At 71.5% G+C, this 12,817-nt stretch carries 17 protein-coding genes and 1 pseudogene; 8 read left to right on the forward strand and 10 right to left on the reverse strand.

Annotation, left to right across the window (positions count from 1 at the left end; genetic code table 11):
- Positions 1-166: 166 nt before the first annotated feature.
- Positions 167-968 (forward strand): IS5 family transposase gene (locus tag HF519_RS26830; RefSeq protein ID WP_438826445.1). Its coding sequence is split into 2 segments (ribosomal slippage): positions 167-510 and positions 509-968, totalling 804 coding nucleotides; the frame shifts between segments, so codons are not numbered across the junction.
- Between the two features lie 217 nt (positions 969-1,185).
- Here the strand turns inward: HF519_RS26830 and HF519_RS31905 are convergent.
- From HF519_RS31905 to HF519_RS31915, 5 genes and pseudogenes are all read right to left on the reverse strand, one after another.
- Positions 1,186-1,780, reverse strand: a pseudogene (locus tag HF519_RS31905) (transposase); the annotation flags it as partial.
- 23 nt (positions 1,781-1,803) lie between these two features.
- Positions 1,804-2,364, reverse strand: a complete 561-nt coding sequence (locus HF519_RS26840) for a ferritin family protein (protein WP_169415776.1) — start codon at positions 2,362-2,364, stop codon at positions 1,804-1,806.
- Positions 2,365-2,404: 40 nt separating this feature from the next.
- Entirely contained in the window at positions 2,405-2,647 is a 243-nt protein-coding gene (locus HF519_RS33105; RefSeq protein ID WP_312860372.1) for a rhodanese-like domain-containing protein, read from the reverse strand.
- Positions 2,648-2,739: 92 nt separating this feature from the next.
- Positions 2,740-3,564: a rhodanese-like domain-containing protein gene (locus tag HF519_RS33110; protein ID WP_312860373.1), complete on the reverse strand. Its 825-nt coding sequence runs from the start codon at positions 3,562-3,564 to the stop codon at positions 2,740-2,742.
- On the reverse strand, positions 3,480-3,785 hold the full coding sequence (locus tag HF519_RS31915; protein ID WP_246245258.1) for an MBL fold metallo-hydrolase: 306 nt from the start codon (positions 3,783-3,785) through the stop codon (positions 3,480-3,482). The genes HF519_RS33110 and HF519_RS31915 overlap by 85 nt, the downstream gene beginning before the upstream one ends.
- Before the next feature lie 180 nt (positions 3,786-3,965).
- Between HF519_RS31915 and HF519_RS26850 the strand changes: the two genes are divergently transcribed.
- Positions 3,966-5,165 carry an NAD(P)/FAD-dependent oxidoreductase gene (locus HF519_RS26850; protein WP_169415777.1) on the forward strand — a complete coding sequence of 400 codons (1,200 nt, stop codon included), beginning with the start codon at positions 3,966-3,968 and terminating at the stop codon, positions 5,163-5,165.
- A gap of 85 nt (positions 5,166-5,250) precedes the next feature.
- On the opposite strand, the gene HF519_RS26855 is transcribed toward HF519_RS26850, so the two are convergent.
- Positions 5,251-5,583 (reverse strand): DUF202 domain-containing protein, encoded by a 333-nt coding sequence (locus HF519_RS26855; protein WP_169415778.1) that lies wholly within the window; start codon positions 5,581-5,583, stop codon positions 5,251-5,253.
- A complete protein-coding gene (locus HF519_RS26860) occupies positions 5,580-5,960 on the reverse strand; it encodes a YidH family protein (RefSeq protein WP_169415779.1) in 381 nt (126 codons plus the stop codon). Before HF519_RS26860 ends, HF519_RS26855 begins: the two co-directional genes overlap by 4 nt.
- A gap of 156 nt (positions 5,961-6,116) precedes the next feature.
- On the opposite strand from HF519_RS26860, the gene HF519_RS26865 reads away from it, so the two are divergent.
- From HF519_RS26865 to HF519_RS26885, 5 genes are all read left to right on the forward strand, one after another.
- Positions 6,117-6,440, forward strand: a complete 324-nt coding sequence (locus HF519_RS26865; protein WP_169415780.1) for a rhodanese-like domain-containing protein — start codon at positions 6,117-6,119, stop codon at positions 6,438-6,440.
- A 5-nt stretch (positions 6,441-6,445) separates the two neighbouring features.
- Complete coding sequence (locus tag HF519_RS26870; protein WP_169415781.1) at positions 6,446-7,837, forward strand: MBL fold metallo-hydrolase; 1,392 nt, start codon at positions 6,446-6,448, stop codon at positions 7,835-7,837.
- On the forward strand, positions 7,834-8,409 hold the full coding sequence (locus tag HF519_RS26875) for a rhodanese-like domain-containing protein (protein ID WP_169415782.1): 576 nt from the start codon (positions 7,834-7,836) through the stop codon (positions 8,407-8,409). Before HF519_RS26870 ends, HF519_RS26875 begins: the two co-directional genes overlap by 4 nt.
- Positions 8,410-8,414: 5 nt before the next feature.
- A complete protein-coding gene (locus tag HF519_RS26880; protein WP_169415783.1) occupies positions 8,415-9,281 on the forward strand; it encodes a sulfite exporter TauE/SafE family protein in 867 nt (288 codons plus the stop codon).
- Between the two features lie 112 nt (positions 9,282-9,393).
- A complete protein-coding gene (locus HF519_RS26885) occupies positions 9,394-9,654 on the forward strand; it encodes a metal-sensitive transcriptional regulator (protein ID WP_169415784.1) in 261 nt (86 codons plus the stop codon).
- 118 nt (positions 9,655-9,772) lie between these two features.
- Here HF519_RS26885 and HF519_RS33405 read toward each other — a convergent pair whose 3' ends face one another.
- The 3 genes from HF519_RS33405 to HF519_RS30690 all read right to left on the reverse strand — a co-directional run bounded on the left by HF519_RS33405 (position 9,773) and on the right by HF519_RS30690 (position 11,811).
- Positions 9,773-9,901, reverse strand: coding sequence for a recombinase family protein (locus HF519_RS33405; RefSeq protein WP_438826446.1), 129 nt, complete (start codon positions 9,899-9,901; stop codon positions 9,773-9,775).
- Positions 9,902-10,943: 1,042 nt separating this feature from the next.
- The gene (locus tag HF519_RS33115) at positions 10,944-11,537 is read right to left on the reverse strand and encodes a transposase (RefSeq protein ID WP_211170641.1); all 594 of its coding nucleotides are present in this window, start codon (positions 11,535-11,537) and stop codon (positions 10,944-10,946) included.
- A 67-nt stretch (positions 11,538-11,604) separates the two neighbouring features.
- A complete protein-coding gene (locus HF519_RS30690; protein WP_211170642.1) occupies positions 11,605-11,811 on the reverse strand; it encodes a hypothetical protein in 207 nt (68 codons plus the stop codon).
- Between the two features lie 352 nt (positions 11,812-12,163).
- On the opposite strand from HF519_RS30690, the gene HF519_RS30695 reads away from it, so the two are divergent.
- Positions 12,164-12,724: a hypothetical protein gene (locus HF519_RS30695; RefSeq protein WP_211170643.1), complete on the forward strand. Its 561-nt coding sequence runs from the start codon at positions 12,164-12,166 to the stop codon at positions 12,722-12,724.
- Positions 12,725-12,817: the final 93 nt, after the last annotated feature.

Consider the following 12,817-nt stretch of genomic DNA (forward strand, 5'->3'; position numbering starts at 1 on the left):
CCCGGCCCTGGACGACCACCCGGCTCCCGCAACCACGCCCCGGCACCCCGCTACGACGTCGGAAAGACCGTCAAACGCGACCTCACCATGACCGCCCGGCAACAGCGCGCAGGTTAAAGATCAAGCTTAGAGCTCGTTTCACAATGATCTCGGCCAGGCTGCGGTCGTGGTGGAGGATCTTGTCCCGGACTCGTTGTGGGAGCGGGTCGCGCCGCTGCTACCCGCGCGGGCGCCGCGGCGGCGCCGGTTCCCCGGACGGCTCCCGGTGGACGACCGGGTCGCGCTGGCCGGGGTCGTCTACGTGCTGCGGACCGGGATCACCTGGAACCAGCTGCCCGCCGCGGTGATCGGCTGCTCCGGGGTGACCTGCTGGCGCCGGATGCGGGACTGGACCGAGGCCGGAGTATGGCCGGCCCTGCACGAGCTGCTGCTCGCCGAGCTGCGCGCCGCCGGGCTGCTCGACCTGGACCGGATGGCGGTCGACGCCTCGCACGTGCACGCGCTCAAAGGGGGACCACGTCGGGCCGTCGCCGGTCAACCGCGGCCATCCCGGCTCCAAGCACCACCTGATCGTCGACGGCCGCGGGCTCCCCCTCGCGGTCACCCTGACCGGCGGCAACCGCCACGACGTCACCCAGCTGCCGCTCGACGCGATCCCACCGATCCGCGGGACCCGCGGACGGCCCCGGCGCAAGCCCCGCGAGCTCTACGCCGACCGCGGCTACGACTTCGACAAGTACCGGCAGCTGCTGTGCGAGCGTGGCATCGCTCCACGCATCGCGCGGCGCGGTGTCGCGCACGGCTCCGGGCTGGGCAAGATCCGTTGGGTCGTCGAGCGCGGCTTTGCCTGGCTGCACGCGTTCAAGCGACTCCGCACCCGCTACGAACGCCGTGCCGACATCCACCTCGGGCTGCTCCAGCTCGCCTGCCCCCTGATCTGCCACCGCCAGCTGGCGAAGTCATTGTGAAATAACCTCTTACACCCGAGCGGTCGCAGGTTCGAACCCTGCCGCGCCCACCATCTAGCCTGCGGAAACGTCAATGGGATGAGCAGTCAGTGCCCCAGCGGTTCACCTCGTCCCTCGGCATTTCGCGTCATGTTGAGCCGAGTGGAGCAATCGTCAAGACCTGTGGATGAAGATCTTTAGGCGGCTCCGGGCTGAGGGAGCTCGTCGGGTCGTTGGACGTGCGGTACCGAACGGTCGCGAAGGTCGACTCGATCGGGTTCGTGGTCCGCAGGTGGATCCAGTGCTCTGCCGGGTAGTCATGGAACGCCAACAGCACCTCGAGGTCGTCGGTGATCTTCGCGACGGCCTTGCCGAACTTGGCCCCGTGAGCGGCCTTGAAGCTGTTCCCCGCGTCGAGGGCATGGCGGCGGTCCTCGGCGTTCCAGATCTCGGCCAGTGTTTTTCTTCGCCCCGGGATGCGCGGAGGTGGGGAGCGCACCGAGGACGTTCGCGATCTTGTGGAACCAGCAGCGTTGTTCCCGTGTCTGGGGCACACCTCGCGCAGCGCACCCCAGAACCCGAGCGCGCCGTCGCTGAGGGCGCGGGCTGGGGCGTGCCCATGGATGGACGTGGTCCACGCCGGACAGATCGCGGGCGGCGAAGGTGCACTGCTCGGCCTTCCCGGTCTCGGTTAGCTTCGTGATCACCGGCGCGGACCGGCCCGCGGAGCTGCCCGGGAACTGGCCCGGGGTGGGCACGAAGTCCCCGCTGGACAGTCCGTGCAGGTAGAGCAGCCGCAGCACCTCGGTGGCCTTCGGGATCTCGCGGCACCAGCCGCCGCGGCATCGAGCGCGGTTCAAGCGCAGCGCTGGAACGCGGGGAGATGGTTGTGTTGGGAAGCCGCCCTGAGGCCCGCGAGCACGCGCACGACGTCGGGATAGGCCTGGACCTGCGGAATGAGTTCGTCGTAGAGAGCGACATCGGCCTGCTCGGTGGCGACACCGACGGCACAGGCGTCCGCACGGGTGGACGGGGCTGGCTGCCCCTGCGCCGCCGTGGTCGGGAGCACGATGCCATGAGCCGCGGGGACGGCCTCGAGCTCAGCGATGTGCTGCGCCTCCGACTGAGCGATCATCGGAAACGGCGCGATCGGTCCGAGAGCGGCGACTACGTTGTCGTACGTCGTCTTCGCGCCGCGTTCCTCCTCGACCGCACGGGTCAACATGGTACGCAGATCAGTTCCCGCCGGTCCCGAGGTCGCCGCCGTCGGAACGCTCGTGGACGCGCCGGACCCAGCCGAACTCCCTGCGTCCTGCCCGCAGGCTGCGGACAGGCCACTGACCAGAACGGCGATGAGGATCGCTCTGCGCAGTCCTCGGGCCGGCGTGCCGGGCTGCGCCGACACCGACTGTGCCATCTCCGTCTCCCTTCACCCGCGGGCGATGGTCGATCTCTCCTCAGCCGACGGACTGCGGTGCCAGCGAGGCCCAGGCCGCGTAGCCGCCGAGCAGGTCGGAGACGTCGGCCCAGCCTTCCTTGCGGAGGATGGCTGCTGCCCCGCTGGAGCGGTAGCCGCTGGCGCAATAGGTCACGGCCGGGCGTTGCCGCGGGACCTCGACCAGACGCCGCGGCAGCTCGGCCAGCGGGATGTGCAGCGCCCCCTCGATGGTGCCGGGGGCGAGTTCACCGCCGTTGCGCACGTCGATCACGGTGGGCGGAATCGGGCCGGTAAAGGCCGCCGCCAGCTCCGGCGCGGTGAGCCGGCTCGTCCGGGCGATCCGATCGGGGATCGTCAGGAAAGCGCCCTCGGGCTCGCGCAGATAGCCACGGACCTTGTCGAACCGATGCGGGCCAGCCGGACGACGATCTCCTCCTCGCGGTCCTGCGGGGCCACGACCACGATCTCCTGATCGGGCCGCACGACCATGCCGGCGGTCTCGGCGAACCGGCCGTCGGCGGGCACGTTGACCGACCCGGCGAGGTACCCGGCCGCGAAGTCCTGCGGGTCGCGGGCGTCGAGCACGACCGCCCCGGCCCGCTGAAGGTAGAGGACAGCGGTGGTCTCGAGGGGCACCGGCGCCGTGGCGGCGTCGAAGACGGGGTGGCGCTTGCGGTTGAGCACTGCGTCGTAGCTGAAGTAGTCCGGCGCGGAGGGCTGGCCTGCGGTGACGATCGCGAGGAACTCGTCCTCGCTCATCGGCCGGCACGCGTAGTTGCTGATGCGCTGGCCGCCGATGGTGGACCAGCGCTCGGTGGACAGGTTCTTGCCGCATGCGGACCCCGCACCGTGCGCGGGGAAGACCCTGACCGGGTCGGGCAAGGCCATCAGGCGCTGGACCGAGGAGTAGAGCATCCGCCCCAGCTCGTCGGCGCCGACTCCGGTCGAGGCGAGCAGGTCGGGACGACCGACGTCGCCGATGAACAGGGCGTCACCGGTCAGCACGCCGTAGGGCACCGCATCGTCGGCGTGCTCGAAGACCTGGATGCTGATCGACTCCGGCGTGTGGCCGGGAGTCTCCATGATCTGCAGCGTCACGTCCCCCAGGGAGATGCGCTCCCCGTCGGCCAACTTGCGGATCGGGTAGTCGGCCTCGGCGCGCCATCCGTAACGATCCACGCCCCGGTGGCCTCGGACAGTTCGAGGTGACCGGCCAGGAAGTCGGCGTGGAAGTGAGTGTTGATCACACCCACGATGGTCAGGCCGTGCGCCCGGGCGTCGGCGAGGTACTCGGCCACGTCACGACGCGGATCGACGACGACAGCCTGCCCAGTGGTCCCGTCACCGATCATGTAGGAGGCCTGGGACAGGCAGTCGAGGTAGTACTGGGTGAACAACACGGCGTCCTCCTGGGAGTCGCTTCGGTGATGCCGTCCCTCCAATGAACCCCGGGGGTATGCGAACCGTCCCGCCGGAAGTCCCGTCCTGGGGTGACGTCCGGCCCCTCCGCGGCGCGGCGCACCGTGCTGCCATGGCCTCGGCAGTCGCGCTACTGGTTCAGACTCGGGCGGAGGCCGGAGATGGCTCGGATCGGACACCGGATCGTCGTGGTGGGCGGTGGCACCGCGGGCATCACGGTGGCCGCGCGCCTGCGCCGGAAGGGGCAGATCGACGTTGCGGTGATCGATCCGGCGGTGACGCACTACTACCAGCCGCTGTGGACCCTGGTCGGCGGTGGGCGAGCGCCGATCGAGATCACCGCCAGGCCGGAGGCGTCGGTGATGCCGGCGGGGGCCACCTGGATCCGGAAGGCGGCGGTGGCGGTCGACCCCGACGCCCACGAGGTCGCCCTCGACGACGGCACCGCCATCGGCTACGAGTACCTGGTGATGTGCCCCGGCATCCAGCTGGACTGGAACAAGATCACCGGACTCGAGCAGGCGCTGGGCCGCGACGGTGTGGCCAGCAACTACTCCTACGAACTCGCCCCCGCGATGTGGAAGTTCATCCGCGACACCCGATCCGGCACCGCGGTGTTCACCATGCCGAGCGGGCTGATCAAGTGCGGCGGCGCACCGCAGAAGATCGCCTACCTGGCGGCCGACTACTGGCGGGAACAGGGCGTGCTGGGCCGGATGGACATCCACCTGGTGCTGCCGACGCCGGGTATGTTCGGGGTGCCGGAGTTCGCCCGGATACTGGAGGACGTGGCGCACCGCTACGAGATCACGGTGCACTTCGAGAGCGAGGTGACCAGCGTCGCCCCCGACCGGCGGGAGGTGACGATCACCAACCACGCCGACGGCACCGAAACGACGCTGGGCTACGACGTCATGCACGTGACCCCTCCACAGAGCGCACCGGACTGGATCAAGAAGAGCGCGCTGGCGGATCCGGCCAACCCGGCCGGCTACGTGGAGATCGACAAGCACACGATGCGGCACATCCGGTACCCCGAGGTGTTCGCCCTCGGCGACGCCGGATCGAGCCCGAACTCCAAGACCGGGGCGGCCGTGCGTAAGCAGGCCCCGGTCCTGGTGCGCAACCTGCTCGATGCCATATCCGGCAAGCCGCCCGGCGCGCACTACGACGGCTACTCATCGTGTCCGTTCCTGACATCGCGGCACACGATGCTGCTCGCCGAGTTCGACTACTCGATGCGCCCGGCGCCGTCCATCCCGCTCATCGACACCATCAAGGAGCGGCGCGACATGTACTACCTCAAGCGCTACGGGCTCCCGGCGCTGTACTGGAACCTGATGTTGCGCGGCCTGGCCTGAGCAACTGAACACGCCGGGCGCTTCCGGCACCACGCGGCGGCCCCGAGATGCTCGGGCCGGAAGCCAGGCCGGCGCCGGTGTGTCATCACAGGGCGATCGAGACGGCCGACGCGATGCCCCCGAGCAGGGCCACGGCGGTGGCCAGGGCGAGTAGCCGGCGGTCGGTGACCGCCCGGCCGGCGGGGACGTCGCGGAGGAGCCGGCGGTAGCGGCGGTGCCCGCCGGCGTAGAGCAGGGCACCGGCGAGGAGCAGTACGACGGCGGTGGCGACGAGGGGCGCCTGCTGCTGGTCGGCGGTGATGCGCAGGAGGAATGCCGCCACCGCGGTCACGGCGAGCGCGGTGCGGGTCCATGCGAGCAGGGTGCGTTCGCTCTGGGCGGCGGGGTCGAGCAGTCCGGGCGCGCCGCGCGGGCTCATGGCCGAAGTCCCGGGCCGGCGAGGAGCAGCGCCAGGGTGAGCACGGCGAGCCCGGTCAGCGCGGCCATGAGGATGCCCGGCAGCCGGGTGGGCGGCAGCGGTTCGTCGCGGCGCATCGCCCGCTGGTAGGCCCGCCACCGCCGGTAGCCGCTGACCGCGACGACGGCGCCGAGCAGCACCAGGGCCAGGGCGACGGCCTCGCGAGCGCCGGGCACGACCAGCTCGGGGAGCAGGTGCGCCACGGCGAGCCCGGCCGCGTCGAGGGCCAGCGCGGTGCGCAGCCAGGCCAGGAAGGTGCGCTCGTTGGCCAGGGTGAACCGGTAGTCCGGTTCCCGCCCGTTTCCTGCGTCGTTGGTCCGTGGCCGGTCGTCCCGCACGCCGGTGGTTCCCCTCTCGTACCGCTGTGCGGTCCACGCTACGACCCGGACTGTCGATCCCACGACTCAACACACCACTCGGAATGTCCGGACCTTTGCTACGGTTGGAACCGGCAGATACCCCCGGGGGTACCAGATCGAGGTCAGGAGACGACCGTGGTTCCCGAGATCGACCTGCAGCGGCTCGCGACGGCCGGCGCCGACGGCGCGGTGGTGATCGACGTGCGCAATCCCGACGAGTACGCGACCGGGCGGGTGCCCGGCGCCCGGCTGGTTCCGCTGCCCGCCCTGGCCGGCCGGCTGTCCGAGCTGCCGGCCGACGGCCCGGTGTACGTGATCTGCCAGGCCGGCGGGCGCAGCACCGAGGCGACCGCGCTGCTGCGGCGGGCCGGGATCGACGCCTACAGCGTGATCGGCGGGACCGCGGCCTGGACCGCGGCCGGTCGCCCGGTGGAGACCGACGCTTCCGAGGAGCGCTGACCAGCATGATCACTGTTCTGCCCCTGGAGACCCCGGGCCTCGGGGACCGCACCTATCTGGCCCATGACGGCGAGGTCGCGCTGGTGGTGGACCCGCAGCGTGACTACGACCGGGTCCTCGCTCTGGCCGAGCAGGCCGGGGTGCGGATCACGCACGTGTTCGAGACTCACATCCACAACGACTACGTCACCGGCGGGCTCGCGCTGGCCCGCGAGGTCGGCGCCGCCTACCTGGTCAACGCCGACGACGAGGTGTCCTACGCGCGCACCCCGGTGCGCGACGGTGACGAGATCGCCGTGGGCGCGATGACGGTGCGGGTGCTGCACACCCCCGGCCACACCCACACCCACCTGTCCTACGCGGTCGGCATCGGCGGGGAGGACGACGGCGCGCCGGTGGCGGTGTTCACCGGCGGGTCGCTGCTCTACGGTGCGACCGGGCGGCCCGATCTGCTCGGACCGGACCACACCGAGACGCTGGTGCACGCCCAGTGGCACTCCGCGCGCCGGCTGGCCGAGGCGCTGCCCGACCCGACCGCGGTCTACCCGACCCACGGGTTCGGCAGCTTCTGCTCGGCCACCCCGACCAGCGGCGAGGCCAGCACGATCGGGCAGGAGAAGCGCACCAACCCGGCGCTGACCCACGCCGAGCAGGACTACGTCGATCAGCTGCTCGCCGGGCTGGACGCGTTCCCCGCCTACTACGCGCACATGGGCCCGGCCAACACCGCCGGCCCCGGCGCGCCCGACCTGTCCCCGCCCGCGGTCGCCGACCCAGCCGAGCTACGCCGGCGCATCGACGCCGGGGAGTGGGTGGTGGACCTGCGCGACGGCACCGCGTTCGCCGCCGGGCACCTGGCCGGCAGCGTCAACTTCGGGCTACGCGGGCAGTTCGCCACCTACCTGGGCTGGCTGATCCCGTGGGGCACCCCGGTCACGCTCCTCGGCGACACCGCCGCCGACGTCGCGGAGGCCCAGCGCGAGCTGGTCCGCATCGGCATCGACCGCCCCGCGGCCATGGCGACCGGTGACCCGCAGCAGTGGGCCGGCGATGACCCGCTGGCCTCCTTCCCGCGCGCCACGTTCGCTGACCTCGCCGCCGCCCTCGACACCGAGACACCGCCGACCGTGCTCGACGTGCGCCGCGACCCCGAGCGCGCGACGGCGTTCATCCCCGGCTCGGCGCACGTGCCGATCCACCAGGTACTCGACCGCATCGCCGAGATCCCCGACGGCCCGCTGTGGGTGCACTGCGCCGGCGGCTACCGCGCCGGGATCGTGGCCGCGCTGCTGCGCACCCGCGGCTGGGACGTCACCGCCGTCGACGACGCCTTCGCCCACGCCGCCGACTCCGGCGTCCGGTTGACCACGCCGACCAGCGAGGACATCACCGCATGAGCACCCCCACCACCTCGGTCGACGTCGCCGGGCTGCGCAAGCGGCTCGACGACGCGAATCCGCCTCGGCTGGTCGACGTGCGGACCCCCGCCGAGTTCGAAGCGGCGCACATCCCGGGATCGGTCAACGTCCCGCTCGACGCCCTGCGCGCGCGGCGCGCGGAGCTGATCCGCCACCTGAACGGCGACGACGTGCTCGTCTGCCGCTCCGGGCAGCGCGCCGGACAGGCCGAGCGGGCCCTGGCCGAGGCCGGGCTGCCCGGCGTGCGCGTGCTGACCGGCGGGCTCACCGCCTGGCAGGCCAGCGGGGCGCCGGTGAACCGCGGCCGGCAGCGCTGGGACCTCGAGCGCCAGGTCCGGTTCGTCGCCGGCTTCCTGGTCCTGCTCGGGCTACTGGGCAGCCTGCTGGTGCCCGGCCTGCAGTGGTTCTCCGCCGCGATCGGTGCCGGACTGGTGTTCGCCGCCGTGTCCGGCACCTGCGCGATGGGCATGCTGCTGGCGAAGATGCCGTGGAACCGCACGGCGGCGTTCGACCCGCAGCGGGCCATCGCCCGGCTCGCCGGGAGCAGGTGAGCTCGATGATCAGCGCCGGGCTCGCCGCGGTCGTGCCGTTGGCCGTGCTGGCCGGGCTCGCGCTCGGCCTGCTCGGCGGCGGCGGGTCCATCCTCACCGTGCCGCTGCTGGTCTACGTGGCCGGGATGGACGCCCAGGTCGCGATCGCCACCTCGCTGTTCGTCGTCGCCGTCACCGCCCTCGCGGGCCTGGTCGGCCACGTCCGCGGCGGCACCGTCCGGTGGCGCACCGGGCTGCTGTTCGGCGCCGCCGGCATGGCCGGGGCGTTCGGCGGCGGGCTGCTCGGCGGGCACCTGCCCGGCGAACTGCTGCTGATCGGGTTCGCGCTGATGATGGTCGCCACCGCGGTCGCCATGCTCCGCGGCCGACGCCCCGCCGCCCCGGACCGCGCGCATGCGGACCTCCCGGTCGGGCGGGTGCTGCTCGACGGCACCGTGGTCGGGCTGGTCACCGGGCTGGTCGGCGCCGGCGGCGGGTTCCTGGTGGTCCCCGCGCTGGTGCTGCTCGGCGGGCTGCCGATGCCGGTCGCCGTCGGCACCTCGCTGGTCGTGATCGCGATGAAATCCTTCGCCGGGTTCGCCGGCTACCTGACCACCGTGCCCATCGACTGGGGGCTCACCCTCGCGGTCACCGCCGCCGCCGTGGGCGGCGCCCTCCTCGGCGGCCGGCTCGCCGCGAAGATCCCGCAGGACCTGCTGCGCCGCACCTTCGGCTGGTTCGTCCTGGTCATGGGCGGGTTCATGCTGCTCCAGCAGGTGCCGGCCGACCTGCGCTGGATCGCCCTCGCGGTACTGGCGCTCGCGGTGACCGCCGCGGGCGGCTGCGCCGCGATCTGGTCGCGCTGCCCCCTCCGCGCCGCCCTGCGGCCCTGACCCCCGGGCGGTGCCTCCCCGGCTCCCGGGGGAGGCACCGCCCAGGAATCTCCCGAGGTAGCGTGCACGTTGACCCTGATACCGCAGGGGGTATCAGTCGAAGGAGAATCACATGCAGCTCGACGGCGACGTCGTCAGCGGCGTCATCAACCGGCTGCGCCGCGTCGAAGGCCAGATCGGCGGGATCATCCGCATGCTCGAAGACGGCCGCGACTGCAAGGACGTCGTCACCCAGATCGCCGCGGTCTCCCGCGCCCTCGACAAGGCCGGCTTCGCGATCATCGCCTCCGGCCTGGAGAAGTGCATCGCCGCCGGCGAGGACGGTCAGCCCGACCGGGCCCAGCTGGAGAAGCTCTTCCTCTCGCTCGCCTGACGCCCAGTGGACCGGGTCGGCGCGGACGCGTCCGCGCCGACCCGGTCACGTTTCCCGCGTGCGCCCCGTCTCCCCGTCAGACCCGAACGGGCCATCGAGCGCCGACAGCTGGTGCCGCTCAGATTCGAGCGTCGAGAACCGTTGTAGGGGGCGGGCACTGTCGTCCACGCCGGCGAGCGGCCTGCAGACCGGCCAGGGTCCGTTCCCGGACCAGGCCTCGCTCGAACTCGGCAAGGCATGCAGCCAGGCGAAGGCTCGTTCGACAACGGTGGACGGCTTCTTCGGCAGGATCTCCAAGGTAGTTCTCCTTCCGGTGCGCTCCCGCGGTGTGCCCGAGGCCCTCGTCCGGGGTGGTCTCAGGCCGACGCGGGGTCGGCGGTCTTCAGCTTGTACCCGCAGCGGGAGGCATCGGCCCCCACGAGATCGCCCGGCCGCGGGTGGCGCGGGCGATCTCGGCGGCATCGAGGCTGTCGGTCTTGCCGCTGTTGCGGCGCACGGGAGCGGGGAGGTCGGGGGCTTGGGCCACCGCGTGCCCGTCGGTGGTGAGCGGTTCGGTGAGGATGGCTCCGTAGGAGCCGGCGCCGTCGACGACGACCAGGCAGGACCGGTCCTCGACGCGGCGCTGGAGCCAGGCCGGGCGCGGCGGAGCCCGGCCTGGCTGGTGGGGAACGCGCGGTCGTCGAGCAGGGCGCCGGTGGTGGCGTCGAGCAGGGCGAAGGTGGGGGTGGCGGCGTGGGTGTCCACGCCGACCAGCAGGGCGTAGGTGTCTGCGACGATGGGCATGCGGGTGTTCGTCCTGTTCCGGGGTGGGCGTCCGTGACGGGCGCCGGCCCGGGCGGAGAAGAGCTCTCGCGGCAGGACTGTGATGGGTCACGACTCGCGTGCACGGGTCGGACAGGCTTCTGATCACGCCAAGGAGAGCGGCAGGGCCGGCGCCGCGTCCCCTGGTTCGAGCGGGCAGTTCTCACTCAAGGCACCCCGCGGCGCCACCTTTTCCAGGAGCCACGCCCGAACCGGAGGTCCCACCACCGACCCTGCCAGCCAGCCCCAGGCCAGCTGCTCTCGAGTCTCACAGCCTTTTCCAGTTCGGCCAGCCCGCGAGGATCAGGGTCGGAACGGCATGGACGAGGGTGGTGGCCCGGCTGGGGCTGGCGCGGATCTTGCGGAGGATCTTCCAACTCTTGAGCTTTGATAGCGTTTCAGGCAGCGGATGATTTCTCGTTTGGAGAGTCCCTCGGCGGTTCGTCGTTGTGCGTACTCGCGTGTCTTCGGGTTCCAGCGGAGTCCCATCAGGACGGCGCGGTAGAGGGCGGCGTGGGCTCGGCGGTCGCCGCCTCGGTTGAGGCGGCGTCGCTGGGTCTGCCGGATGATGCCTCGACGGGGCTGACTCCACGGAGGGCGGCGAAGGAGGCCTCGCTGGTGCGGCGCTGTGGGTTGGCGCCGGCAGTGATCAGCAGGGTGGCCGCAGCGTCGGGACCGATGCCGTTGACTTCGGGCAGTTGCGGGGCGGTGGATGCGACAGCGGCGGCGATGCGGCGTTCGAAATCCCGGATCTCTGCGGCGAGGTAATGGATTCGGCGGGCGAGCTGGCGCAGCGTGTGGACGGTTGCCGCAGCGACGTCGTCGCGGCCGTCGGCGTCCATCTCGACGCAGTGAGCGATGAGCTGCTGGGGGCGAAGGTGGCGCCGGGCTTCACGCAGGGCGGGATCAGCGTTGACCAGCACCGCGTCGAGCTGGTTGAGCGCTTGGACTCGGCCCTTGACCGCCGAGTCCGTCGCGAGCTCGAGGATGCGCATGGCCTCTACCGGGCCATCTGCGGTCTTCGGCGTGGCGGTCGCGGTTTCGGCCAGGACTGCTCGGGCGACGGCCTCGGGGTCGACCACGTCGCTCCTGCCGCGTCGGCGACGGGCGGATCGGTCTGGACGGTTGACCTCGATAACGTGCACCCCGTCAGCCCGCAGCAGCCGGGTCAGCGCGCGCCGTAGGACCTGTCCCCGCCACGCCGGCCCGGTGTAGCCGGCCATGGCCGCGTGCCCAGGCGATCAGGTCTCGGTAGCCCGTCGTCGTTGTCGGGAAGTCGTGGGCGGCCAGCAGCCCACCGAGCGGGGTCAGGACCACGGCGACGTGGACGTCACGGTGGGTGTCGACGCCCAGCACGACTTCATCGTCACTGGGCGCGGTCGGACTCAGTCGGTTGCTCAGCCCTCTCCGCGCTGTGCCCGGCAGCCGAGTAGCCACAGCGCATCCAAGGCGGGGATGCCGTGACATCGAACGTGACGCGAAATGTCGTCGACCATCGACACCGGAGGGGGTGGAGAGGGATTTGCCGTCAGCGTTGTTGCTGGTAGGAGGCGTGAGAGGGGGTATCGACCCGTCTTACACCCGAGCGGTCGCAGGTTCGAACCCTGCCGCGCCCACCGGTTTGATCAGCAGAAACGGTCTTGCCACCATCGAGCGGGCCCCGTCGTGAGATCAAACGTGGTGCAAACTGCCTGCCAGCGTGATCGTCATGGCCGGTTCGACCCAGCGCCGCAAGCGCGAGCGAGGCAGCATCGAGGCGCTCCCGAGGGGGGCCCTCCGCGTCTCGGTGTACGCGGGGATCGATCCCGTCACGGGTCGGCGGCACTACCTGAAGGAGACCGTGCCGCCCGGGCCTGCAGCGCTGGCGGAGGCCGAGAAGGTCATGCGCCGGCTTGCGAACCAGGTCGACGAGCAGCGGCACCCGCGAACGAGCGCGACTGTCGACCAGTTGCTCGACCGCTACCTCGAGAACCTCGACGTCGGTCGGACGACGCACCGGATGTACACGAAGTACTTGGAGAAGCACGTGCGGCCGTTCATCGGCCGCCAGAAGGCCAGCGCGATCGACGCCGACGCCCTCGACTCGCTCTACGCCGAGCTCCGCCGCTGCCAGATCCACTGCACCGACAAGCGCGCTGTCGACCACCGCACGCCACGCGAGCACACCTGCGACGATCGCTGCCGTCGTCACGAGTGCAAGCCGCGTCTGAGCTTGGCCCCCAGCGCCGGACACTGTGATGTTGACCCCGCTTCACGGACACGTCGGTGAGGAGATCAGGCCCGACGGGCGGTCGATGGTTTCGAACTGTATGGGGCTCATCCACTCCAATGCGGAGTGTCGGCGACGGCGGTTGTAGAAGCC

Source organism: Pseudonocardia bannensis, assembly GCF_012911875.1.
Classification (GTDB): Bacteria; Actinomycetota; Actinomycetes; order Mycobacteriales; family Pseudonocardiaceae; genus Pseudonocardia; species Pseudonocardia bannensis.

Excerpts from the sequence above, each read along its gene's own strand:
- HF519_RS26840 (WP_169415776.1), bottom strand. The coding sequence starts at position 2,364 with ATGGCACAGTCGGTGTCGGCGCAGCCCGGCACGCCGGCCCGAGGACTG.
- HF519_RS26850 (WP_169415777.1), top strand. The coding sequence starts at position 3,966 with ATGGCTCGGATCGGACACCGGATCGTCGTGGTGGGCGGTGGCACCGCG.
- HF519_RS26855 (WP_169415778.1), bottom strand. The coding sequence starts at position 5,583 with ATGAGCCCGCGCGGCGCGCCCGGACTGCTCGACCCCGCCGCCCAGAGC.
- HF519_RS26870 (WP_169415781.1), top strand. The coding sequence starts at position 6,446 with ATGATCACTGTTCTGCCCCTGGAGACCCCGGGCCTCGGGGACCGCACC.
- HF519_RS26875 (WP_169415782.1), top strand. The coding sequence starts at position 7,834 with ATGAGCACCCCCACCACCTCGGTCGACGTCGCCGGGCTGCGCAAGCGG.
- HF519_RS26880 (WP_169415783.1), top strand. The coding sequence starts at position 8,415 with ATGATCAGCGCCGGGCTCGCCGCGGTCGTGCCGTTGGCCGTGCTGGCC.
- HF519_RS26885 (WP_169415784.1), top strand. The coding sequence starts at position 9,394 with ATGCAGCTCGACGGCGACGTCGTCAGCGGCGTCATCAACCGGCTGCGC.
- HF519_RS30695 (WP_211170643.1), top strand. The coding sequence starts at position 12,164 with ATGGCCGGTTCGACCCAGCGCCGCAAGCGCGAGCGAGGCAGCATCGAG.